The sequence below is a fragment of the Streptomyces odonnellii genome (assembly GCF_000981895.1).
Taxonomy (GTDB): domain Bacteria; phylum Actinomycetota; class Actinomycetes; order Streptomycetales; family Streptomycetaceae; genus Streptomyces; species Streptomyces odonnellii.
Map to the genome: position 1 here is coordinate 1 of NZ_LATD01000263.1, position 22499 is coordinate 22499.

The following is a 22499-nucleotide window of genomic DNA, read 5'->3' on the forward strand; positions in this document are numbered from 1 at the left end:
CACCCGCGGGTTCTCCCGTACGTTCCTCAGCCGCCGGAGGTCCCAGGTCCGCTTGGGCTTGTGATCGACCGCGAAGAACACCATGTCCCCGCTCACCACGAACGTCACCGGCACCACATGCGGCACCCCACGGGCATCGGCGGTCCCCAGCCGGGCCACCGACCCCGCCCCGAACCGCGCCCGGGCTTCCCCGGAACCAAGCTCCACAAACGCACCGTATCCCCGGACAGCCCCGACCCCGTCCCCGACCCGGTCGTTTGATCCCGCCGTCCCCGACTCGCTTTGATGCCGGTGGTCGGCGTGCGGATATACGGATCGGCGTGCGGCTGTACGGATCGGGGAGGGGCGTCTTGGGGATGACGGGCAGGCGGGCACTGGGGCGGCCGTTCGGATGGCTGTGGGCGGCGTTCGCGGTCAGCGCGTACGGTACGTCGCTCGGGTTCGGCGCGTTTCCGCTGATCGCGGTCCTCGTGCTGCACTGCGGACCGGCCCAGGTCGCGGCGCTGGCCGCCACGGGGCGGGCGGTGGGAGCCCTGGTCGCGGTGCCGCTCGGTCCCTGGGTGGAGTTCCGCCGTAAGCGGCCGGTCATGATCGCGACGGACCTGATCCGGTTCGCGGCGCTGATGAGTGTCCCCGCCGCGTTCGCGCTCGGCCGGCTCAGCTTCGCCCAGCTCCTGGTCGTCTCCGTCGTGGTGGCCTCGGCCGACATCGCCTTCAAGGCGGCCAACGGCACGTATCTGAAGGCGCTCGTCCCGCCGCGGGACCTGCTCGTCGCGAACGGCCGGTTCGAAGCCACGACATGGACCTCGACCATGCTCGGACCACCGCTCGGCGGGGCCGCGATCGGGCTGTTCGGTCCGGTGACGACCGTGGTGGCCAACGCCGTCAGCCATCTGCTCTCGGCGCTGGGCATCCGCGCCATCGGCGGTACGGAACCGCCCCCGGCCCGCACCACCGGGGCACCGCGGCTGCGGGCAGGCGATCTACTCGAAGGCTGGCGCCATATCCTCGCCGACCCGACGCTGCGCCCGCTGTTCTTCAACGCGATCACGGTCAACGGCCTGATCATGGCCTCCGAGCCGCTGCTCGCCGTACTCCTGCTGGACGGCCTCGGGTTCGCACCCTGGCAGTACGGTCTGGTGTTCGCGGCGCCATGTGTCGGCGGCCTCATCGGATCACGCCTCGCACATCCGCTCGCGGCGCGATTCGGACGCCACAAGGTGATGCTCACCGCCGGGGCCCTGCGTGCGTGCTGGCCTCTCGGACTGGCATTCGTACAGCCCGGCATCCCCGGGATCGTCCTCGTCATCGTCGTCCAGCTCGGGCTGGTGACCTGCTCCGGCCTGTTCAACCCGGTGCTGGCCACCTACCGGCTCGACCACACCGCCCCCGACCGGGTCGCCCGCACCCTGTCCGCCTGGTCGATCAGCAGCAGCGCCGCCATCGCCGCCCTGACCGCCTTGTGGGGGCTGCTGGCCGCCGTCACCGGCCCGCGCATCGCGATCGCGCTCGCCGGAGTCCTCCTCCTGGCCACCCCTCTGCTGCTTCCACGCCGCGGGAACGCGCCCCGGAACAAGCTTGACGCCGACCGCGGGGCGGCGGCGCCGGGAACGCGATAGGGGTGCCGCACGATCTGCGACACCCCTACTGACCAGCGCCTACGTCGAACTGCGGCCGTGTCAGGCTCTGCGCGTTCTGACGCCGTCGGGCTCGAAGTCGTAGATCTCGCGGTTGATGCGGAGACCGTCGACGGCGCCGATCCACATGAAGTCGCGGCCCTTGCCGACCGCGGCGGTGTAGATGGTCGGCTTCGCGCCGCCGTCGTTGAGCGAGGCCTTGAGCTCCTGGAAGGTGCACTCGGCGGCCTGGGTGCACGAGGTCTCGTTGCCCGTGAGGTACCAGTAGCCGGTCGTGGTGGCGTCGATGAACGGGCTCCAGCGGTTCGTGACCGGGGCCGCGTCCGGTACCCAGACCATCGTGGAGTAGTTGTCGGCCGGGAGCGCGCTCAGGTTCGGGTCGATCTCGAACCTGATGTTCGGCATGTTCTCGGCGCCGCCGTAGCCGACGTTCTCGTTGGTCTGGAAGACACGGAACCCGACCTGCTTCAGGGCCAGCACGGAATCACCGAAGAAGTCGACCTCGTTGCCGAAGTCGACCTTCTCACTCGGAGGATTCAGCGAGGTGGAGTCGTCCGCCACCTCGATTCCCAGGCTGCCCTGTCCGTAGGGCGGCCTGGAGGAGGGGCCCGTGACGCCGAACGAGCCGTACGGGCCGTCCCTCAGGGCGGCGACGGGAGAGCCGATTGTGTTGCGAGTGATCACGCCCCAGTGTTCTGAGCGCGACCGGTTTCCGTCCGCGACAGCGGACGCCGATCCCGGGACGGTCGAGGCGACGATCGCGGCCAGCGCTGCTACCGCAAGCGTCTTTGCCCGACTCACGCCAAAGCGAGCCTTCACACTCACTCCTTCTGAATAGCTGAAAGGCCAGACATGCGTCGGCGTCGGCCGACGCGGCAGACGTCACCGTAGCTGACTCTCAGTAGCAGAAGGGTCGCGACATACTCAACACATATACGGCTATTCACGTCCTCAATGCTGTGAATGTCCCGAAATATTCTTACTCTACGTATCGGTCGGTGATGCAGGTCAGTCGGTCGTGCCGGTCCAGGTCCAGAGACGCGACAGCGCCTGCGCGTTCAGGTCGTGGCCTTCCGTCCAGAGGCCGGCCGCCGCGTTCAGCACCGAGCGGCGGTCCGTCTCCGCCGGGCCGGGCTTCGCCGGGAGCAGGGGCAGGGCCGCGCTCGCGCGAAGGCGGACCGCGCGGTGGCGGCGGGCGAAGGCGGTGAGGGTCTGGCGCGGGCCCGCCTCGACCAGCAACACGTCCTCGGCGGCGAGCAGTTCGTCCAGGGCGGGCAGGAAGTGGACGGTGTCCGTGACCTGCCGGGCCCAGAAGCGGGGGCTGCGGGCGTCCTCGGCGCTCATGAGCGTGCCGGTGTAGCCGGAATAGAGGGGCAGCGCCGGCTCACGGAACGGGACCGCGCCGTACTCCTTCTCCAGGGCGTCGGAGGCGGGTGCCATGGCCGGTGAGTGGAACGGACTGGTAGCGGGCACGGTCACCACGGTGATGTGGTCCGCCGTGAGCCTCGCCCTGACCTCGGCCAGCGCGGGCACCGAACCGGCCAGCATCACCTGCTGGTTGGCGTTCACGGCGGCGAGCGCGACGTCGTGGTCGAGGTACGGGCGTACGCGTGCCGCGCTCGCCCCCACCGCGAGCATGCCGCCCGGCGGGATCTTGACCGCTTCCCGTACGCGGGCCATCACCATCCCGGCCGCGTCGGCCAGCGACATGACGCCGGCGAGGGTCGCGGCGACGAGTTCGCCCGCGCTGTGGCCGAGCAGCGCCACCGGACGTACGCCCCAGCCGAGGACCATACGGCCGAGCGCGTAGTCCACCGCGAACAGCAGCGGCTGCGCCCGGCGTACGTCGTCGATCCCGATGTGCGGAGTGCCGGTGGTGAGCCAGTCCTCCCGGATCCGCGGCCCGTCCTGGCCCATGTGGGACAGGGCCGCGTCGACGGCCGCGGTGAACACCGGTTCCCGCCGGTAGAGGCCGGCGGCCATGGCGGCGTGCTGGGAGCCCTGGCCTGGGAAGAGCAGTGCCACCGGACGGGGGGCGCGGGCGGTCACCGTCTTCGCGGACGCGACGCCGGCCGCCGCCTGCCGGGCGTCGGTGACGACTGCCGCGCGTACGGGACCGGGGCCGGTGGCGGGACCGGCGCCGTTGGGCCGCGGGGTGGGGAGGTACGGAAACGCCTCGGTGTGTTCGTCGGCGAGCAGCGGAAGCAGTTCGGCGCGGACCCGGGCCTCGTCGTCCTCGTCACGGCCCGACCAGAGCAGCAGGCGGTGCCGGCCGGGGCAGGCCGTGTCGCGGCCGTGGCACAGGGGGTGTATCGCCGGGGGCGTGTCGTGATCGCCGGGAGCGTGCCCGTCGGTGCCACGGTCGCCAGTACCGGTTTCGCCGGTGCCGATGTCGCTGTCGCTGTCGGTACGGATGTCGGTGCCGCTGTCGGTGAGGTGCAGTACGCCGTGTACCGCGTCGCCGTCGGCGACCGCCTCGGCCGCGCGTTTGACGGCGTACACCGTGACCTTGCCGGGGTCGGGGCTGCCGAAGCCCGCGACGAACGCGAGATCGGCGGTGCCGTCGAGGAGTTCGCGGTGGGCGAGGCGCAGGGCGCGTCCTTCGGTGGGCGTGGTGCGGACCGGGAGCGACTCGTGCCCGGCGGGGAGTGCGTGATCGGTGGCCGGGGCGCCGACGTAGACGACTGTTCGTACGGGCAGCCGCCCCGTGCGGCCGAAGGCGTCCAGCACGGCCGAGACGGCGGTGGACAGCGCGGCCGGCGGGGAGTCGGGCGTGCCGGGGTCCGGAGCGGCGACGACCAGCCGGTGGACCACCGCGCTGTGTCCTGTGAGCGACATGGTTCCCTCCTCGTTGGCCGCTCTCCATGCGGCATGGCCCGGTCAGGGATTGGGTCACGGCCGCCCCGCCCGGACGGGACGGAGCGGAAGACGGGACGGCCGCGGGCGGCCTGGCTCAGTCCGTCGTGGCGCCCGAGGCGTTGACAAGGGCGAGGAGCGCGCCGGGGGTCTCGGCGTCGGCCACGGCGTCGTCCGGGATGGTGATGCCGTACTCGCGCTGTATCAGGCCTATGACCTGGAGCAGTGCGAGGGAGTCGTAACCGAGGTCTATGAAGGTGGTGTTCAGGACGTCGCCGTCCAGATCGACGCCCTCCTCCTCGCCCGCGCTCTCACGGAGCATGCGGGTCAGGTCGGCCAGCGTGACGGTGATCTGTGTGGTCATGATCGGTGCTGTCCTCTCGGTGGAGCGTCGGTGGACCGGATGGTGTGCGGGTGGTGCGGATGCGCGGGCCGGGTACGGATGCGCGGGCCGGTGGTAAGGGTGCGGGGCCGGCCGGTACGGACGCGGTGCCGTACGACGGACTCGTGGCCGGGCGGCCGGACGAACCCGAAGCACCGCCGGTACGGCGGACTTCCCGGATGCCCGCCCGGCGCCGGACACCGGGCTCGTACGGCCGACGCCGTCAGGCCGCGCGCCGTACGACCAGTGCCGCGTTGAAACCGCCGTGGCCGCGCGCCACGACCAGCGCGTTGCGCAGCGGCGCCTCCCGGGCGTCGCCCGTGACCAGGTCGATCCGGTGCTCCGGGTCGGCCGCGGCGACCTGCGCGGTGGGCGGGATGACTCCGTCGCGCAGCGACAGCAGGGCCGTCGCCGTGTCCAGGGCCGCGCCGCCCGCCAGCAGGCGTCCCGTACCGGCCTTGGGCGCGGTGACCGGCACGGCGCCCGGTCCGAAGACCTCGGCCAGTGCCGCGGCCTCGGCGCGGTCCAGCGCAGGCACCCCGGACGCGTCGGCGAAGACGACGTCGATGTCGGCCGGGACCAGCCCGGCGTCGGCCACGGCGTTCGCGATCGCCCTGCCCAGCGCGGGCGGGCGGGCACCGCCGGGGGCCGGGTCGAGGGTCGCCGCGTATCCGGCGATCTCGCCGTAGATCCGGGCGGCGCCCCGGCCGCGGGCCGCCGCCGCGTCCTCCACGACGAGGATGGCACCGCCCTCGCCCGGTACGTAGCCGCTCGCGTCCGCGGCGAACGGCAGATAGGCCCGCTCGGGATCGTTGACGGTGCTCATGAGACCGTAGGCGATCTGCGGGACCCAGCCCCAGGGGCAGATGGCCGCGTCGACGCCGCCGGAGACCATGACGGGGGTGCCCTTGCGGACGCACCGGCGGGCCTGGCCGAGCGCGTCGATGCCGCCCGCCTGCTCGGTGAGCAGCACATTGCTGGGGCCGCGCAGCTTGTGCCGGATGGAGATCTGGCCGGTGTTGACCGCGTAGAACCAGGCGAAGGACTGGTACGCGCTGACGTACTCCTTCCCCTTGCTCCAGAGGTTCTCCAGCTCCCGCTGGCCGAACTCGACGGCGCCGCCGGACGCGGAGGTGACCACGCCGATGCCGTACTCGGCGTGCTCGGCGGGGTCGATCCCGGCGTCCTGGAGGGCCCAGCCCGCGGCGGTCAGGGCCAGCCTGGTCATATGGTCGGTCTGGGGCATCAGCCGGCTGGAGATATGGTCCTCGGCGACGAAGCCGGGCACCTCCCCGGCGATCCGCGACGGGTACTGCGTAGCGTCGAAGCGGGTGACGGGGCCGATCCCGGACTCACCGGCCAGGGTGGCCTTCCAGAAGTCCTCGGTCCCCAGACCGTTGGGCGCGGTGATACCCAGTCCGGTCACCACGGCGGCCGTGCTCATACGGTGTTCCTCTCGGGTCGGGCCAGGACCATGGCGCTCTGGAAACCCCCGAAGCCGCTGCCCACGCTGAGGACCACGTCGGCCCGCTTCTCGCGGGCGGTCAACGGGATGTAGTCGAGGTCGAGTTCGGGGTCGGGATCGTGCAGATTGGCGGTGGGCGGCAGCATCCCGTGCTCCATCGCCAGGGCGCAGGCGGCGATCTCCAGGGAGCCGATCGCGCCGAGCGAGTGGCCGACCATGGACTTGATGGAGCTGATCGGCGTGCGGTACGCGTGGTCGCCGAGGCTGCGCTTGAAGGCGCCCGTCTCATGGCGGTCGTTCATCTTGGTGCCCGAGCCATGGGCGTTGATGTAGCCGATGGTGTCGGGGGCGAGCCGGGCCTCGTCGAGTGCGGCGTCGATGGCCGCGGCCATCTCCACGCCCTCGGGCTTGAGTCCGGTCATGTGGTACGCGTTGCAGCGGGACGCGAAGCCCGCGATCTCGGCGTAGATGTGCGCCCCGCGGCGCCGGGCGCTCTCCAGTTCCTCCAGTACGAGCACGGCCGCGCCCTCGCCCAGGACCAGGCCGTTACGGGTCCGGTCGAAGGGCCGGCAGGAGCTCTCCGGGGTGTCGTTGCGCGGGGTGGTCGCGTGGATGGCGTCGAAGCAGGCCGAGGTGATGGGTGAGATCGGGGCTTCGGTGGCGCCCGCGATCATCACATCGGCGGTGCCCTCGCGGATGAGGTCCACGGCGTGGCCGAGCGAGTCGAGTCCGGAGGTGCAGCCGGTGGAGACGACGGCGGCCGGGCCTTCCGCGCCCGCGCGGTCCCCTGCACATGGGTGGCGCCCGCGTCGACCGCCGCCATGGTGCCGGCGACGGCGCAGCCGGTGTCGTCGTGGCAGTGGATGCCGATCGCCGCTCCGGTGGCGGCGACGGTGTCGGCGACGACGGCCGCGACCTCGTCGGGCAGGCACCCGCCGTTCGTGTCGCACAGCACGACCGTCTCGGCACCTGCCTCGGCGGCGGTCAGCACCACTTCCAGGGCGTACGCGCGATTGAGACGGAAGCCGTCGAAGTAGTGCTCGGCGTCGAGGAACACCCGACGGCCGCCGTGCACGAGGTGGCGTACGGTGCTGCCGATCATCGCGAGATTCTCGGCGAGCGTGGTGCGCAGGGCCCGGGTCACATGCCCGGTGTGGCTCTTGGCGACCAGGGTCACCACCGCCGTACCGGCCTCCGTCAGCGCCCGCACCTGCGGGTCGGCCGAGACCAGCGCGCCGGGCCTGCGGGTGGCGCCGAAAGCCGTCAGCACTGCGTGCTTGAGGTCGAGTTCGGTCCGGGCGCGCCGGAAGAACTCGGTGTCCCTCGGTACGGCTCCGGGCCAGCCGCCCTCGATGAAACCGATCCCGAGGGAGTCCAGGTGGCGGGCTACGGCGAGTTTGTCGTCGACCGTCAGCACCATGCCCTCCTGCTGGCTTCCGTCGCGCAGGGTCGTGTCGTAGAGCTGGAAACCCCGTTCGCCCATCGTCCCGCTCTCCTCCGCTGTCACCCTCTGTGGTGCCGAGAGTTCTGCCGGCGGCATGAGCGCGTCTTGAGAGGCGCTGGAGAGGCCGGTGCGGGGCGGGCGCGCGGTGTGCGACATGCCGCGCGGATTCAAGCGGGATTCGAGCACACCCCGGAACGATGTCCTTCGGATAGTTGTTCGCGACCAGGAAGGCACCATGACCACCGAAGAGATTCCCGCGAAGGCCAAGGAAGTGCGTCTGGCCTCCCACCCGGACGGCGCGCTGACTCTCGCGAACTTCGAGCTGGCCGAGGCCGCGGTGGCCGAGCCCGGAGAGGGCGAGGTCCTTGTCCGCTACCAGTATCTGCAACTGGCCGCGGTGATGCAGGACCTGATGAAGCCGGAACCGAGCCTGCCGATGCCGGGCTACCAGATCGGCGCCCCGATGTGGGGTGCGGCCGTCGGCGTCGTGGTCGCGTCCAACAACCCCGATCTGGCTCCCGGCGACATCGTCGAGGGCATGGACGGCTTCAAGGAGTACTCCACCGGCCCGGCCGGTGACTACTTCAAGCTGGACCCGGACGCCTTCCCCAGCCCCCTCTACTACCTGACCCAGGGCCCGACCGCCTATCACGGCATGGTCGACATCGTGGAGGTCGGCGAGGGCGACACGGTGTTCGTCTCGGGCGCGGCCGGCGGTGTGGGCTCGCTGGCCGGGCAGATCGCCAAGGCCCGCGGCGCCAAGCGGGTCATCGGCGCGGCGGGCAGCAAGGCCAAGGTCGAGTACCTGGTGAACGAGCTGGGTTACGACGCGGCGTTCGACTACCACGAGGGACCGGTGCTGGACCGGCTTCGCGAGCTGGCCCCGGACGGCATCGACGTCTTCTTCGACACGGTGGGCGGCGAGCAGTTCGAGGCCGCCGTCCAGGCCGCCTCCGCGGGCGCGCGGTTCGCGCTGTGCGGCGCGCTGTCGGGTCAGGTCGGCGACTCCATCGGCGCGTTCCCGCGGCTGGACATCATGACGTCGATCGTCAAGCAGATCTCCATCCGCCCCTTCGCGACGTACCACACGCCCGAGCAGATCTGGGCGTGGAACTCGAACTTCGCGACGTGGCTGAAGGAGGAGCGGTTCGTGCTGCCGCAGTCCGTGGTGGAAGGCGGTCTCGAAGCCGCACCGCAGGCGCTCATCGACCTGCTCGCTGGCAAGTACACCGGCAACCTCGTCGTGAAGTTCTCGTGAGCCGGCACATCGCCTTCTTCAACATCCCGGCGACCGGTCACCTCACGCCCACCCTCGGTGTGGTGGAGGAACTGGTCCGCAGGGGGCACCGGGTCACCTACGCGGCGACCGCCGAGTACGCGGAGCTGATCGCCTCCACCGGGGCGACGGTCCTGCCGTACACCTCCTCGATCGACCCGCAGAAGATCGTGCCCGCGGGCGCGGAGGACTGGCTGGCGCGGGTGCTGCTGGGCAATGTCCGTGAGGGCGTCGCGACGGCACCGGTCATCGAGTCGTACTTCGGCGACGACCTGCCCGATCTCCTCGCGTACGACATCTCCGTACAGTTCCTCGGCGGGATCCTGACCCGCAAGTGGGGACGGCCGGGCGTGAAGTTCTACTCGGTGTCCCCGACGAACCGGAGCATTCCCCGGGAGGCGGTCGGCGCGGAGGCGTACGACCGGATCGAGCGGGAGCTGCGGGAGTTCGGTGCGCTGCACGGAGTGGGCGATGTGTCGTTCGACGAGCTGGTGGACGATCCCGCCACGCTCGGTGTGGTGTCCGTACCCCGGGAGTTCCAGTACCAGCAGGAGACGTTCGACGAGCGGTTCGCGTTTGTCGGGCCGTGTCTGCGGGAGCGGGATCTCCGGGCCCGCTGGGAGCCGCCGGCGAGCGGCCGTCCGGTCGTGCTGATCTCGCTCGGTACGAGCTTCAACGCGCAGCCGGAGTTCTTCCGGACCTGTGTCGAGGCGTTCGCCGGAATGCCCTGGCACACCGTGCTCATCACGGGACCGGGGGTGGACCGGGCGGCGCTCGGCCCGGTTCCCGGGCATGTCGAGGTGCACGACTGGCTACCGCTGCAAGGGGTGCTGGCGCACACCAAGGTGTTCGTCTGCCACGGCGGCTGGGGCACGGTCATGCAGTCGCTGTACGCGGGAGTGCCGATGGTGGTCGTACCGCAGGTCGGTGAGACCGATCAGCTCGCCCATCAGATCACCTCGCTGAGTCTCGGGGCCGTGCTGTCCCGGGACGAGGTGACGGCGTCGCTGATCCGGGACACCGTGACGGCGGTGGACGCGGACCAGGAGGTACGGGACGGTGTCGGGCGGATGCGCAAGCATGTGCGGGACGCGGGGGGCGCGGCCCGGGCCGCGGACGAGATGCTCGCGCATCTGGAGCGCCATGGCCGGGCCGGACAGCTGAGGTCCGATGGCTGAGCCCAACGACTGAGTCCGATGGCTGAGCCCGGCGCACGGGGGGATATGCGCGAAGGCCGGCCGCCACACGGGATTCCGCGGGCGGCCGGCCTCTGTCGTGTGCTTCCCCCGGGCGGGCCGGGCGGGTGGCGTCAGGCAGGTGGCGTCAGGCGGCGACGGCGAGGAACAGTCCCCGGCCGTTCTGGATGCCGGGCACGTACTCGAGGGCGAAGCCCGCGTCGCGGAACGCCGTCTCGTACTGCTCCCGGGAGATGTCTGCGACGGGTTGTTCTGGCCCCACCGCAACGGTGAGAAGTGGCTCCGCCAAGCGTTCGAGTGCCGGGCTGGAAAGTGGCCCGCGCACAAGCGCAGCCAGCGAGAAGAGGCCGTCAGGGGCCCGGTGAACGGTCGGCCGCCCGTTCGGAGGGTGGGGCCAGAACTTCCCGTTCCTCCGGGGCCGCTGGCCCCCGTCCAAGACACCCTCCTCTGCCTCGCGAGACGACGAGCCGACGTGCTCTTCGCGATGCTCCGCGACGGCACCTTCTACGACCCACAACCAAGCCCCACGGGTTGACGAAACCCATAGGGGCACCCCCCCCCCGCGGCGTCTCGGGCAGCGGCGACGAACTGACGCCAGGGGCCCAGGCCTGGATCACCGAGTTCAGCCAGGCACTACGCCCCTTCGTACACGGCGCCTACGTCCGCCTACGTCAACGTCCCGAACATCGGAATGCAGGACTGGGAAACCGCGTACTGGGACGGCAACTTCGACCGCCTGCGCAAGATCAAGGCGAAGTACGACTCCCGAAGGGGTGCCTTCCACCGGAGGACACCCCTTCTGACCTGCGTCAACGCCGACGTTGTTGCGTATGTGGATGGCCCACAGGAATCCTCACGCGTCCTAGCCACCGGCCTCCGAGAGCGGGGTCCCGCTCGCGTCATACGTCATCGCTTACGTACCCCGGGCCCGTGCCGGTGACTACCCCCGCCGGCCTCTGGTAGAGGGCGCCCGATCGGCGATTCGGAAGATCCACCGTGCGGACGTGTGTGAACCCCTGCCGCTGGTAGTAGCTGCCCAGCTGCGCATTGGTCTTCCATGCGTCCACCCGGAGCCACGACTTTCCCGCTTTCCTGGCCTTTTGTGAGGCCCAATCGAGCATTGACGCGCCAACGGACCGCCCCTTGGCAAACGGGAGAACGATGACCCGATGGGCGTACAGGGCATCGGTGGGCGCATCTTCAGGGGTCCAGAATTTCGGGTTAGCAGATTCATCCACCGTGATCGTGCCCAGATTTACGCCGAAGTCATGAACGATGTAGGCGGTACCGCGCTCAATGTCACGCGAGATTTTCTTGGCATTGGCGGGGTATTGCCACTGATCGATTCCCTTCTGCGCCAGCACTCTGGACGCCTCGCTCCACATCGAGGCGATCACGTCCGCATCGCTGGACGCTGCGGGCCGGATGGTAATTCGTTCACCCATTTGGACGCGCTCCCAACTCATAGCGAAGGACATTGCGATCAGTGGGCATTGCGGTCACCGCGACTCGAACGGACCCGCTCTCCGCGGGCGTACCCCATGGACGCCATGTAGGCAATCACACCTTCCGGAATATCGGCGGGCTCCGCGACAAGCGTGTTCTTTACGAGGTCGTCCGGACAGTACGAGTCCTCGGTCGACCAGGGCTGTCCGCCCACGAAACGCAGCCGACGACGGACAAGAACCAAATCACCCGCTTCCAGGTCGGTGTGCGCCCCTGCTCTTGAATGTCCTGCACCCACACATCAACACCCGCCGAGACACGCCGGTCATGGTTCTCGGATCAGCGGCCAATAGCCTCGTCGAGCAGGGACTCCGGGCAGAGGAGCAGGGCCGATCCAAGCCGCAGGTGGCCCACACGCATCGGTCAGCACTGGGATCCAGGCGCCCGGGGTGAGACAGGGCGAGCGCAGAGGGCACGGCTCCCATGGCCCACCGAGGTTCGACTAGCCAGCGTCGTTAGGCACGTAAGGCGACCAAGCTTCTCACGAGGCCTCCAGTGACTACCCCTTCGGCAAATCGCGCGCGGGGCTCCACCAGAGGGTCAAATGCAGCCGATCTGAACACTCTTTTCACTTCACACCAAACCGCATAAAAAGACTTCGAAAGGAGCTCAAACATATCCATCCGTGATCCATATCACCCGCATGGAATCACGAATGACCTTTCCTTCCCCATTGTCCTATTGCCGTCCACTTTTTTGAGTGCCAATATTATTTTCAATCTACAGTCTAGATGAAAGAGGAAATCATGAATTCAACAAAAAAGAGAGTCATCGCAACAATCGCAGCAGCAGTCTCTATCGGAGGCTTCACTGTCGCTGTGGCGCCAGGTGCCAGTGCAGCCCCCGCTGGAGCATACGGCTGTGCTGGCTCGGAAATTGACACCTACGCAGTCAAAACCTCCGGCGGAGCCACTTGGGGGACCATTCACCTGTACTACGATTCATCCACGGGCTTGAACTGTGCCGTCAACGTAAAGACGAGCGCCGGTTACGCCGGCACACCCTCCATAACTTGGGTCGCCCTGGCGCGGAGCAGCGACGGAAAGTCCGACCTCGACAGTGGGAACTTTTCTTCGTACGCGGGCCCAGTGACTATATCTGCACCTGGCCAATGCATAACGGTCAGCGGAGTCGTCCGCAACCCCGCTGATACGGTCGAGGCATCAGTCGTAGCAAAGAACGTGCATTGCGGCTGAAGCCCGACAGAGACCTCTGAGGCAGGGCAAACAGGCGGGACGAATTCAAGATAGCCGCGCCGCTTTGGGACACCGCGCCGGTCGCCAGCAGCCAGCAAGGAATTCAGCAGGGTATCAAAGCTCAGAAAACGCGACGGCTCCACCTGCATATGCAGGTGGAGCCGTCGCGTCAGGTGGCCGTCCAGCTACAGCATGCGCCTCGCCGAGGAAGAGCAGAAATGTACTGCGATCCTTGACCGCGCGGCTGCTTCGCCGGAGCGAACGCAGTGTGTCGGCAGATTGCTACTCTAGGAAGACTTCGCCCCACTGTTAGGGCCAGATTTTCATCGAAAGCGCGCGCTCCCCACGAGGCCAGTTGCATGGCACTGGCACCACACAGCTCGATCACCTTGGCGAAATCATTGAATGCAGATCCAAATTCAAATTGGGTTACGGATATGAGTGCGGCGCGGGCGCCGATCGGACTGGAGCCTGGCAGAGACTGGAGCGCAGGCCCTATGAGGCCGGGTCGCGCGCGGAGAGACGAGCTGCCCTTGGTGATTAGGGGGACCGAACGGCTCTGATCGAAAATTCAGCACGCTGGGACAAGCTCCGCATCGGGCGCAGCGTGATGGGCGGCGTCCATCCCAATTGCCTAAGAATCTCGTCGGGAATCAGGCGACTTGTATATCCCTACGCAGGCGCTCGAACGACTCAGCAACCTCTGGGGGGGGGACACCTTGGCTCGTCATAAGGCCTTGCCTCGGGTAGACCATAAGTCTTTGCTGTGCGCCGACCAGCATGTCGACCACCAGACGCTCGTCCCCGATGGAGTCGATGTACTCGGACAGCGTCATCGGCGTCGATGCGCACATCCATTCGACGCCAGGCCAGAGCTTGCAGGCCATGGCGTACGCCCGGCGTTCCTCGTAGGGCTTACTCACGAGCAGGACAGCAGGACAGACTTCACGTCAACGTCCTGCTCTACGAGCAGAGCTCGCGAGAACTCGATGTTCTCTCCCGTGTTACGGGCCTGCGGTTCAACGAGGATCGCGTTGGCCAGCACACCCCGTTCCAGTGCGCGCTGACGGTAGTGTTCCGCCTCGCCCTGCGGCATGCGGTCGCGTGTGGTCCGGCTGGTCGCCCCGGTGAACACGATCAGCGGCATCATGCCGCGGTGACAGGTCCACCGTGGTGTCGGCCACGCGAATGTCGTGGCTGCCCAGCCCGATGGCTACCGAGCACGGACGTGGCTCGTGGCCCATCTGCTGGTACTCCCACAGGGGCTCTACGTCTGCCCAGGTGCGTTCCGAGATCATGTCTCCGCGCTTTCCCCCTGCGCCGAGTCCGGCACCTGGAAGTCGCAGGCCCACGCAAAGCGTGTTGCGGCGTGGACACCAATGGCGAACTCCACGACCGTACCGTCAGCGGTCCAGGTCGTCCGATGCAGATCCATGACCCATTCACCGGGTGCGAGCTGGAGCTGCTTCGCCTCCTCGGCTGATGGTGCGCGGGCGAAGAGTTCCTCCCGCATGTGGTCGATCTCGTATCCGGCGTCGTACAGGACACCAAAGCCGCCGCCCTTGCCGGCGGACCCGGGCACTGGATCGACGATGCGCGTGCCCTCCACATGCTCGGGACGGTAGTAGCTGGTCGGGGTATGAGTGGGCTGGTCTCCTTCCTTGACGAGCCGGGCCCTCGCTAGACCTGAGCGCCAGCTGGAAGCCCAAGCGCAGCGGCGACCAGCGGAGTGGCTTCAACCAGGCTCACGGTCTGGGTCTGGTCGTTTCGGCGGTAGCTGCGTCCGGATGCGACACAGTCGGCGATGAACGCCACCTCGTCACCGTCCCGCCACTTCGCCTTGTCCTACCGAGCGAGTCCAAGCCGTTTCAGTGGCGCCTGCTGCCGGACAACGGTGCCGTGCCCGCGGGACGACGTAACCAGCCCCTCCGCTTCTAGGGCCTTGTACGCCATGTGCACGGTCGACTTCGATCCCTCGCCCGAGGCCAGGGGCTAGATCACCGGTATGGATCTGCTCAGCCAAGCGGTCCGCGAGTTCCCGCCACTTCGGCGCCATGCATGTCCCCTTTCGACCAGATCGGTCAAGCACAGTCCTAGGACTGCGGGTCATTGTCTTCTCAGCGCACCGCAGTCCTAGGACAGCGGAAGCGATTGGCCCTTCTTTGGGCTGCTCGGATGCGCCTGGACGCCCCCGTGAGACGGGGTGAAAGGAAGCGCTCGTGGGTTGAGAACTCAACAGTGAACTGAGGCGCGGTGAGAGCCCGCAGCCCCGTGGCGGCCCGGGCGACGGTCGCCGACAGCGGTGTCACGCATCGGCGTGGCACGTTCCGCACTGCGGCTCTGGAGAACGCTCCGCCCGGGGCGCCACCCGTTGTGAGCTAGCCTGCTTGCGTCAGGCAGAGACATGACGTACCCGATTGGGCTCGAGACCGGCTGGCCGCGGCAACGGCAGGTCGGTAAAGCCCTGCTCCACCACCAGAAACCACAGTGACCGGCGCTATCCCTCAAGCTCAACGGGCAACCGGCCGCGGACAACACCGCCCACCGAAAGCGCATGGTCCTAAGCAACGCTCTGCGCTACGCGGTGGAGCGGGGCATTCTGAAGGCCAATCCTCTAGCCCGGGTCGATTGGTCTGCGCCCGAAAAGGACGATGAGGTCGACTTTCGTTATGTCCCGGGTCCCAAGCAGGTGGCGGCGCTCGTCGCCGCAGTTCGCGAGCAGAGGCACCGCGGCGAACACCTGGCTCCGTTCTTTGGCTGCCTCTACTACGCGGCCATGCGCCCGTCCGAGATTGCGGACCTGCGCGAAGCAAACTGTCGTCTTCCTGCCGCTGGATGGGGTGAACTCACGCTGGGCGGAAGTCGCCCCGAAGTGGGGTCGGGCCGGACAGACGACGGAGAATCATTCGAGCAGAGGGGATTGAAGCGGCGGGCTCGCAAGGCAACACGATCCGTGCCGATAGCTCCTGTTGTGACGGCCATGCTCCGGGAGCACCTGAGTGCGTACGGGACCGCGGCTGATGGGCGGGTGTTCTGGGCCGCTCGCGGAGGACGCGTCCCTTCGACGGAGTATTCCGCCGTGTGGGAGGCAGCCCGGGCGGCGGCCGAAGCGGCTTCCCCGCTCGCAGCCGTGCCGTACTCGTTGCGGCACGCCGACGTCTCTCCATGGATCAGCGCCGGGGTCGACCCGGTGGAGGTCGCACGACGGGCAGGGCACAGCATCGCCGTGCTCTTCCGGTTCTACGCCAAGATCTTGCAAGGGCAGCAGGCGCGAGCCAACCAGCTCATCGATGAGGGGCTGAGCAGGGAAGGAGGAGTGATCCTGGCCCACACATGGCCCACACGGACTGATTCAGACCAGGATTCACGCGGTCCGGGGTGGGACAGGTTGGACACGGAAGGCGCGACTCCCAGTGGGATCGCGCCTTCTGACCTGCATCTTCTCTGATCTGTGCGGTGGGTGTGGGATTTGAACCCACGGTGACATTGCTGCCACGACGGTTTTCAAGACCGTTCCCTTAGGCCACTCGGGCAACCCACCCACGCCCCGCCCACCAGCAACGGAGCGCCTACAGCCTACCGGCTGCCGGATCTCGCCGCGCCGCACCGACCTCTCGGTCGTCTGCCTGCGACACAACGTACGCGTCGAACTCGCACCGTGACCTGCCCACGGCGTGCTCCCGGCCAGGTCCCTCCTTTGGCTGTGGCTTTCGTTGCGGTACGTGGGGGGGATCGGCGGAGCGGCGAGCGGATGCGTGGTTGCGTTTCGGGGCCTCTGGTCAGCTCCTGGGGCCGTTGAGGAAGGCGTACTTGCCGCCCGGGTCCGGCGCGGGCAGTTGGAGGGCGCTGACGTTCGTCCTGGCCAGTTCGGCCACTGCGGCATCGTGCCCATGCGCGACCACGTTCAATCGGCCGGAGAGTTCGCCGGCCGCGCCGCGTGGTGCAACTGTCTTGCCCCTGCGGTGCGATGAAAATGCGTCGTGGCGGGCGCCGCGGGCCCGTAGCATCCGGCCCGTGGCTGAGAATGCGGTGCGCGAGGAAGAGATGGCGGCCGAAGTGGGTCGGGAGCCGTGCTGGCGGGGGAGGACTGTCGGTCTTGCTCCTCTTGACGTCGATGACGCCGAGTTGATGCACCGGTGGCGGTCCGACCCCGTGGCCGCTCATGAGATCGGTATCTGGCCGCGGCCCCTGTCCGGGCTTCGCGAGCGCATTGAGCGCTATGTCGACAACCAGGACCGCGACGACTTCGTCGTTCTGCTCCCCGACAGCACTCCGATCGGCCATATCGCCCTCGCCGATCAGGACATCGCCGACGGTACGGCGGACATCCATCTGATGCTGGCCCCTGAGTACCGGGGTAAGGGGTACGGCACGGACGCCGTCGACGCTCTCGTCGATCTGACCTTTGGTGAACTGCCCATGCATCGCTTGCAGGCGATCACCCACTCCGACAACAGAGCCGCGCTCGCCACCCTGGCGAAGTCAGGCTTTCTCCAGGAAGGGGTACGGCGCTCCGCGTGTCTGCACCGGGGACGCCGCCACGACCTCGCGGTCCTGTCATTGCTCCGCCCGGAGTGGGAGGCGTTGACACGCCCCAGGGCCTGGGACCTCTGACCTCAGCCGTAGCGGATCGTCTGGTCATGGGGCGCGCCGCCGTCGCTCCGGCAGGCCGGGCAGCCGAGTCCCGCTTACTTCTGATGAAGTGAGCGGGACTCGGCTTTTTCTCTTCTTTTTACCAATCCAAAAATCCGCACGCCAGCAGCTCATAGGCTTTTCTTCATGGAATTCTGAGGACTAGACGACTAACCGACGAGCCAGAAGGTTTCCTCTCCTCGTAGGAGTGAGCCCACGCATTGCATCTAGCGACCGGTAATTCGGATGTGCCATAAAAGGAAAGGGGGCCACTGGGTCCACACGAATGAAGGAGAAGAAAATGAGCAGACCGCCCATCAAGAACCGGGCCGCTGCGGCGCTCGCCGCCCTGGCGCTCGCCGGGTGCGGGGTCCTGGCGGCCACGACGGCCACCGCGTCCACGCCCGCCGACGGCAATGATGCGGATTCGCACGAGTTTGCGGCAGTCGGACCGCAGTACGGCAAGGTGGTGACCAGCCGGAGCCCGCTCGACATTCGGCAGCGGCCCGACCAGGAGTCTGCCGTCCTGGGTACGGTCCCCCGCAACAAGATCATCCGGCTTGCGTGCTGGGAATCGGGGACGACCTACACGATCCCGAACTACGCGGGCGGAAACCAGTTCTGGTACAAGATCGCCCCGGGTCAGGGATATAAAACGGGGTATCTCACCGCGCAGTACGTGAGGGTGGCCCCCAACGATCTGGACGATCTGCCGAACTGCCATCATTGAGCAACCGCAAACGGCCCGACCGCATAGCGGTCTGCTGAAGGCGCGGCCCCCATTCGGAGCCGCGCCTTCTGACTTGCGAAATCCGCGTCTTCTGACTTACGGAAGCTGCGCCTTCCGACTTTCTACAAGCAGGAATTGCTACAAGTAGGACCGTCAGTTCTCGCCCTTGCGTTCGCCCAGGGTTACCTGAACCGTGGATTCCTTGCCGTCGCGCTTATAGGTGAGAGTCACCTTGTCGCCCGGCTTGTGGGTCCAGATCTGGCCGATCAGGGTGGGGCCGCTGTCGATCGGGGTGTCGTTGAACTTGGTGATGACGTCGCCCGCCTTGAGGCCGGCCTTCGCGGCCGGGCCGTTCGGGGTGATCGCCGGGGTGCCGCCCTCGCCCTGGGGGGAGATGGTGGCGCCCTCGCCGCCCTCGGCCATCGTCACCGTGGCGCCGATCAGGGGGTAAACCGGCTGGCCCGTCTCGATGAGCTGCTCGGCGACGTTCTTCGCCTGGTTGATCGGGATGGCGAAGCCGAGGCCGATGGAGCCCGCCTGGGACTGGCCCAGGCCGCCGCTGCCCGCCGACTGGATGGCCGAGTTGATGCCGATGACCGCGCCGCGGGCGTCCAGCAGCGGACCGCCGGAGTTGCCCGGGTTGATGGAGGCGTCGGTCTGGAGGGCGCTCATGTACGAATTGCTCGCCCCGGAACCGTCACCCGAGGCCACCGGGCGGTTCTTGGCACTGATGATGCCCGTCGTCACCGTGTTGGAGAGGCCGAAGGGCGCGCCGATCGCGATCGTCGAATCGCCCACCGCCACCTGGTCCGAGTTGGCGAGCGGCAGTGGCGTCAGGCCGGCGGGGGCCTTCTTCAGCTTCACCACCGCCACGTCGTAGCCCTGGGCCCGGCCGACGACCTCGGCGTCGTACTTGTCGCCGTTCGAGAACGTTGCGGTCAGGTCACCGCCGTTGGCCGCGGACGCCACCACATGGTTGTTGGTGAGGATGTGGCCTTCCTTGTCGTAGACGAAGCCGGTGCCCGTACCGCCCTCGCCGTTCCCGCCCTGCGCCTCGATGGTGACCACGCTGGGCAGCGACTTCGCGGCCACCGCCGCGACCGTGCCGGACTCGCGCTTGATGTCCTTCGGGGCGTCCGCCGCGGCGACCGTCGTCGAACCGCTGCCACCGTCGTCGTTGCGCTCCGCCGCCCAGTAGCCGACTCCGCCGCCGATACCACCCGCGACCAGCGCGGCCGCGAGCACAGCGGTGATCAGTCCGCCCTGGCGCCTGCGCGGCGGCTTGGACCCGTCGCCGGGAACCGGGTCGCCCCACTGCGGACCGTCGCCACCGTCTCCGTACGAGCCGCCACCGCCGTACGAGCCGCCGCTCCCGTACGAGGGGAGTACGGGCGGGGGAGGCGGCCAGCCGGAGTCGGCCGCCGCGTGCCCGGAGGCAGGACCGGAACTGGACCCGGACCCGGAGGCAGGACCGGCACCAGAAGCGGACCCCGAGGCAGCACCGGAGCCGGAACCCGGCTCGGAGGCCGGACCGGAAGCGGACTCGACAACCGGCTGCCCGCTCCCGTGAGCCTGCACCTGCTGCCCGTCCCCCCGCGCCTGCTGCCTGTTCCCGTGCGGCTGCTCGTCCGCCTGTGCCGAATGCGCCGGCGCGGGCGTGGCCCGGGGAGCGGCATCCGGCACGGGAGGTACGGACGGGGCGGCGTCGGCCGCAGTGCCCTCGTTCTCAGTGCTCACAGCTCGTTCTCCTCGGTTCCGCATCAGCATCAACATCAGTCTTCGGCAAGCGTCCCGCGGATTCCCGCCCTGCGAGTTTCCGCGTTTGTGCACGTCGGCCGTGCACATCAGTCGCGCACGTCAGCCGTGCGCGTCGGTCACGCACGTCAGTCGCGCACAACGGTCGGGCTCGTCGATCGCACACGTCCGCGCTCGTGGCGCACGTCGCCGGCGCACGTCGGTCGATCGCGCAAGTCAACCGCGCATGTATCTGCGGTCAGCTTTTCCCACAGCACGTCAGACCACTGTAAGCAGGAGCTGTGTGTCCAGCCCACCATCCTTTACTTCGGACAGTTCATACAAAACGATTGCATCGTGATCCGATCAGCCGCAGAACCCCGTCCGTTCACCTGCCTACTCGCCTGCCTACCCCGCCTCGATGACACCATGACGCGGTGACTCAAGCACGACAGCACAGCATCCAGGTCGTCGCCCACCGAGGGGCCTCGGAGGACGCGCCGGAGCACACCCTGGCCGCGTACACGAAGGCCATCGAGGACGGCGCCGACGCCCTGGAATGCGATGTACGGCTCACGGCCGACGGCCATCTCGTCTGTGTCCACGACCGCCGCGTGAACCGCACCTCCAACGGCCGCGGAGCCGTCTCCGCCCTGGAGCTGGCCGACCTCGCGACGCTCGACTTCGGCTCGTGGAAGGACAGCGAGGAGAGCCCGGACTGGCGCGACCGCGAGTTCACCTCCGTACTGACGCTGGAGCGGCTGCTCGAACTGGTCGCGGACGCGAGCCGCCCCATCCAGCTCGCCATCGAGACCAAACACCCCACCCGCTGGGCCGGACAGGTGGAGGAACGGCTGCTCCACCTGCTGGGCCGGTTCGGCCTCAACGATCCGGAACCGGGCGAATCGGCCGTACGGATCATGAGCTTCTCGGCGCGCTCGCTGCACCGGATCGCGTACGGCGCGCCCCGGCTGCCGACCGTCTATCTGATGCAGTTCGTCACACCCCGGCTGCGCGACGGGCGGCTCCCCGCCGGCGCCCGGATCGCGGGCCCCGGAATGCGGATCGTCCGCAATCACCCCGGCTACATCGCGCGGCTGCACAGAGCGGGCCACCGTGTCCATGTCTGGACGGTGAATGAGCCGGAAGACGTCGATCTCTGTGTACGTCTCGGAGTCGAAGCGATCATCACCAATCGCCCCAAACAGGTGCTGTCCCAGTTGGGCCGCCTTTCCTGATATCGCCGCCCGCGCGGCTCATTCCCGTACGCATGGCCCGGCAAAGCGTTACGAATCGTCATCAAACGAGCGATGACAGGGAGTGCACCGGCGCATTCGGTCCGTATCCGGTCGTCATGAGTGCGTCAAAGGGCCCCTCCTGGCCGGTTTCCGGTCCAGGCCGATCGGGCATCCAAACGGTGGCGTGGGGCAAAGGAGGTCTCGGGGGTGGCGTTTGTGGTGGCACAAGAGGTGCCCACGTCGTCGAGCATGGCCGTTCCCCATGGCCCTGCGGGCGTGGGGGAAGCGCGGCACCGGATGCGGGAGCAGCTCAGCCGCAGCGGGGTGTCGGACGCGGTGGTCGACGATGCCGTACTGATCCTTTCCGAACTGGTCAGCAATGCCTGCCGACACGGCAGACCGCTGGGGCGCGAGCAGATCGGCGACGGTGACATCCGCGCGGCCTGGCGCGTCGACAAGGCGGGGCGGCTGATAGTCGAGGTGACGGACGGCGGTGGCCCGACACGGCCCATACCCGCGACGCCCTCGGTGACGGCCCGCGGCGGCCGCGGACTCAACATCATCTCGGCGCTCGCCCAGGAGTGGGGCGTACGGGACAGCGAGTGCGGTGAAGTCACCGTGTGGGTGATCGTCTCCGCGATACGTCGTCACGACGATTTCGCTACGCGCGTCACAGGCCCAGGGCCGGGCACGGGGGCAGGGGCGGGATCGGTTACGGGACCAGGTACGGGTACGACATCGGCGCCCGGCAGAAGCGCGGCCGGTACATACGCCGAGCTGGACGCGATCGACGAGTTGGACGAACTGGACGGACTCGACGGCCTCGACGGGCTGGAGAGCCTCAGCCGTCTGGACCGGCTCGCCTTCGCGGACCCGTTCGACGAGGCGACCTGAGCGCCGCGCGCCCGCCCGCCTGTGGCAAAGCCCCGTTCTGTACCCTCCTACGCGTATGTACGCCCGCAGCACTGATTCGTACACCCGCCGCACCGACCCGTACCGCCCCGTACCACCCCCGCACACACGACGGACGTGCCCACCGCCGGCGCACGACATGCCCGCCGCCGCGCCCCGTGCCGACCCTCCCGCGCGTCGCATAGCGCCCCCCGCCCTGCCCGTACGGCTAGGCTCGCGCCGACATCGCACCGCCGCTAACGGGAGAAAGCCACACCATGCCCAAGAAGCGCCCCCAGACGACGGCCACCACGGC

Annotated in this window: 18 protein-coding genes, 1 tRNA gene and 4 pseudogenes; 9 read left to right on the forward strand and 14 right to left on the reverse strand. The window is 68.3% G+C overall.

Annotated features, from left to right (window positions below; translation table 11 throughout):
- Nucleotides 1-207: pyridoxamine 5'-phosphate oxidase family protein (locus tag WH07_RS23365; protein WP_046503467.1), on the reverse strand; the 207-nt coding region annotated here is incomplete at its 3' end.
- Nucleotides 208-356: 149 nt separating this feature from the next.
- Between WH07_RS23365 and WH07_RS23370 the strand changes: the two genes are divergently transcribed.
- Complete coding sequence (locus WH07_RS23370) at nucleotides 357-1619, forward strand: MFS transporter (protein WP_046503439.1); 1263 nt, start codon at nucleotides 357-359, stop codon at nucleotides 1617-1619.
- Nucleotides 1620-1679: 60 nt separating this feature from the next.
- On the opposite strand, the gene WH07_RS23375 is transcribed toward WH07_RS23370, so the two are convergent.
- From WH07_RS23375 to WH07_RS23400, 6 genes and pseudogenes are all read right to left on the reverse strand, one after another.
- Nucleotides 1680-2321 carry a hypothetical protein gene (locus tag WH07_RS23375; RefSeq protein ID WP_232789028.1) on the reverse strand — a complete coding sequence of 214 codons (642 nt, stop codon included), beginning with the start codon at nucleotides 2319-2321 and terminating at the stop codon, nucleotides 1680-1682.
- A 324-nt stretch (nucleotides 2322-2645) separates the two neighbouring features.
- Nucleotides 2646-4475, reverse strand: coding sequence for an acyltransferase domain-containing protein (locus tag WH07_RS37965; protein WP_079023484.1), 1830 nt, complete (start codon nucleotides 4473-4475; stop codon nucleotides 2646-2648).
- 115 nt (nucleotides 4476-4590) lie between these two features.
- Nucleotides 4591-4857: an acyl carrier protein gene (locus tag WH07_RS23385; RefSeq protein WP_046503445.1), complete on the reverse strand. Its 267-nt coding sequence runs from the start codon at nucleotides 4855-4857 to the stop codon at nucleotides 4591-4593.
- 241 nt (nucleotides 4858-5098) lie between these two features.
- Complete coding sequence (locus WH07_RS23390) at nucleotides 5099-6319, reverse strand: ketosynthase chain-length factor (protein WP_046503450.1); 1221 nt, start codon at nucleotides 6317-6319, stop codon at nucleotides 5099-5101.
- Nucleotides 6316-7116: pseudogene (locus WH07_RS23395) on the reverse strand (beta-ketoacyl-[acyl-carrier-protein] synthase family protein); the annotation flags it as partial. The pseudogene WH07_RS23395 and the gene WH07_RS23390, both read right to left, overlap by 4 nt.
- A gap of 2 nt (nucleotides 7117-7118) precedes the next feature.
- Nucleotides 7119-7823, reverse strand: a pseudogene (locus WH07_RS23400) (citramalate synthase); the annotation flags it as partial.
- A gap of 196 nt (nucleotides 7824-8019) precedes the next feature.
- Between WH07_RS23400 and WH07_RS23405 the strand changes: the two are divergent.
- On the forward strand, nucleotides 8020-9042 hold the full coding sequence (locus WH07_RS23405) for an MDR family NADP-dependent oxidoreductase (RefSeq protein ID WP_046503453.1): 1023 nt from the start codon (nucleotides 8020-8022) through the stop codon (nucleotides 9040-9042).
- Complete coding sequence (locus WH07_RS23410) at nucleotides 9039-10238, forward strand: macrolide family glycosyltransferase (protein ID WP_046503456.1); 1200 nt, start codon at nucleotides 9039-9041, stop codon at nucleotides 10236-10238. The genes WH07_RS23405 and WH07_RS23410 overlap by 4 nt, the downstream gene beginning before the upstream one ends.
- A gap of 145 nt (nucleotides 10239-10383) precedes the next feature.
- Here the strand turns inward: WH07_RS23410 and WH07_RS41795 are convergent, their stop codons facing one another.
- A complete protein-coding gene (locus tag WH07_RS41795) occupies nucleotides 10384-10518 on the reverse strand; it encodes a hypothetical protein (protein ID WP_269801384.1) in 135 nt (44 codons plus the stop codon).
- 429 nt (nucleotides 10519-10947) lie between these two features.
- Between WH07_RS41795 and WH07_RS37970 the strand changes: the two genes are divergently transcribed.
- Nucleotides 10948-11196, forward strand: a complete 249-nt coding sequence (locus tag WH07_RS37970; protein ID WP_232789029.1) for a BBE domain-containing protein — start codon at nucleotides 10948-10950, stop codon at nucleotides 11194-11196.
- Here WH07_RS37970 and WH07_RS23415 read toward each other — a convergent pair.
- Both WH07_RS23415 and WH07_RS42220 read right to left on the reverse strand, forming a co-directional pair.
- Complete coding sequence (locus WH07_RS23415; protein ID WP_046503479.1) at nucleotides 11156-11701, reverse strand: GNAT family N-acetyltransferase; 546 nt, start codon at nucleotides 11699-11701, stop codon at nucleotides 11156-11158. The genes WH07_RS37970 and WH07_RS23415 overlap by 41 nt on opposite strands.
- Nucleotides 11702-11739: 38 nt before the next feature.
- Nucleotides 11740-12000: a UTRA domain-containing protein gene (locus tag WH07_RS42220; protein ID WP_107073649.1), complete on the reverse strand. Its 261-nt coding sequence runs from the start codon at nucleotides 11998-12000 to the stop codon at nucleotides 11740-11742.
- Nucleotides 12001-12493: 493 nt separating this feature from the next.
- Here WH07_RS42220 and WH07_RS39925 point away from each other — a divergent pair, with 493 nt between their 5' ends.
- Nucleotides 12494-12958 carry a spore-associated protein A gene (locus tag WH07_RS39925; RefSeq protein ID WP_157877421.1) on the forward strand — a complete coding sequence of 155 codons (465 nt, stop codon included), beginning with the start codon at nucleotides 12494-12496 and terminating at the stop codon, nucleotides 12956-12958.
- A 674-nt stretch (nucleotides 12959-13632) separates the two neighbouring features.
- On the opposite strand, the pseudogene WH07_RS23420 reads toward WH07_RS39925, so the two are convergent.
- The 3 genes and pseudogenes from WH07_RS23420 to WH07_RS23435 all read right to left on the reverse strand — a co-directional run.
- Nucleotides 13633-14256, reverse strand: a pseudogene (locus WH07_RS23420) (YdcF family protein); the annotation flags it as partial.
- A pseudogene (locus WH07_RS23425) lies at nucleotides 14253-15014 on the reverse strand (GntR family transcriptional regulator). The pseudogenes WH07_RS23425 and WH07_RS23420, both read right to left, overlap by 4 nt.
- A gap of 1398 nt (nucleotides 15015-16412) precedes the next feature.
- Nucleotides 16413-16499, reverse strand: a tRNA-Ser gene (locus tag WH07_RS23435).
- Between the two features lie 473 nt (nucleotides 16500-16972).
- On the opposite strand from WH07_RS23435, the gene WH07_RS23440 reads away from it, so the two are divergent.
- Nucleotides 16973-17572 carry a GNAT family N-acetyltransferase gene (locus WH07_RS23440; RefSeq protein WP_332836369.1) on the forward strand — a complete coding sequence of 200 codons (600 nt, stop codon included), beginning with the start codon at nucleotides 16973-16975 and terminating at the stop codon, nucleotides 17570-17572.
- A gap of 319 nt (nucleotides 17573-17891) precedes the next feature.
- Entirely contained in the window at nucleotides 17892-18320 is a 429-nt protein-coding gene (locus WH07_RS23445) for an SH3 domain-containing protein (protein ID WP_157877422.1), read from the forward strand.
- 153 nt (nucleotides 18321-18473) lie between these two features.
- Here WH07_RS23445 and WH07_RS23450 read toward each other — a convergent pair whose 3' ends face one another.
- Complete coding sequence (locus tag WH07_RS23450) at nucleotides 18474-20057, reverse strand: S1C family serine protease (protein WP_046503461.1); 1584 nt, start codon at nucleotides 20055-20057, stop codon at nucleotides 18474-18476.
- A 434-nt stretch (nucleotides 20058-20491) separates the two neighbouring features.
- Between WH07_RS23450 and WH07_RS23455 the strand changes: the two genes are divergently transcribed.
- Together WH07_RS23455 and WH07_RS37980 are read left to right on the forward strand one after the other, a co-directional pair.
- A complete protein-coding gene (locus WH07_RS23455; protein WP_046503464.1) occupies nucleotides 20492-21292 on the forward strand; it encodes a glycerophosphodiester phosphodiesterase in 801 nt (266 codons plus the stop codon).
- Between the two features lie 207 nt (nucleotides 21293-21499).
- Complete coding sequence (locus WH07_RS37980; RefSeq protein ID WP_408645911.1) at nucleotides 21500-22186, forward strand: ATP-binding protein; 687 nt, start codon at nucleotides 21500-21502, stop codon at nucleotides 22184-22186.
- Nucleotides 22187-22499 lie beyond the last annotated feature (313 nt).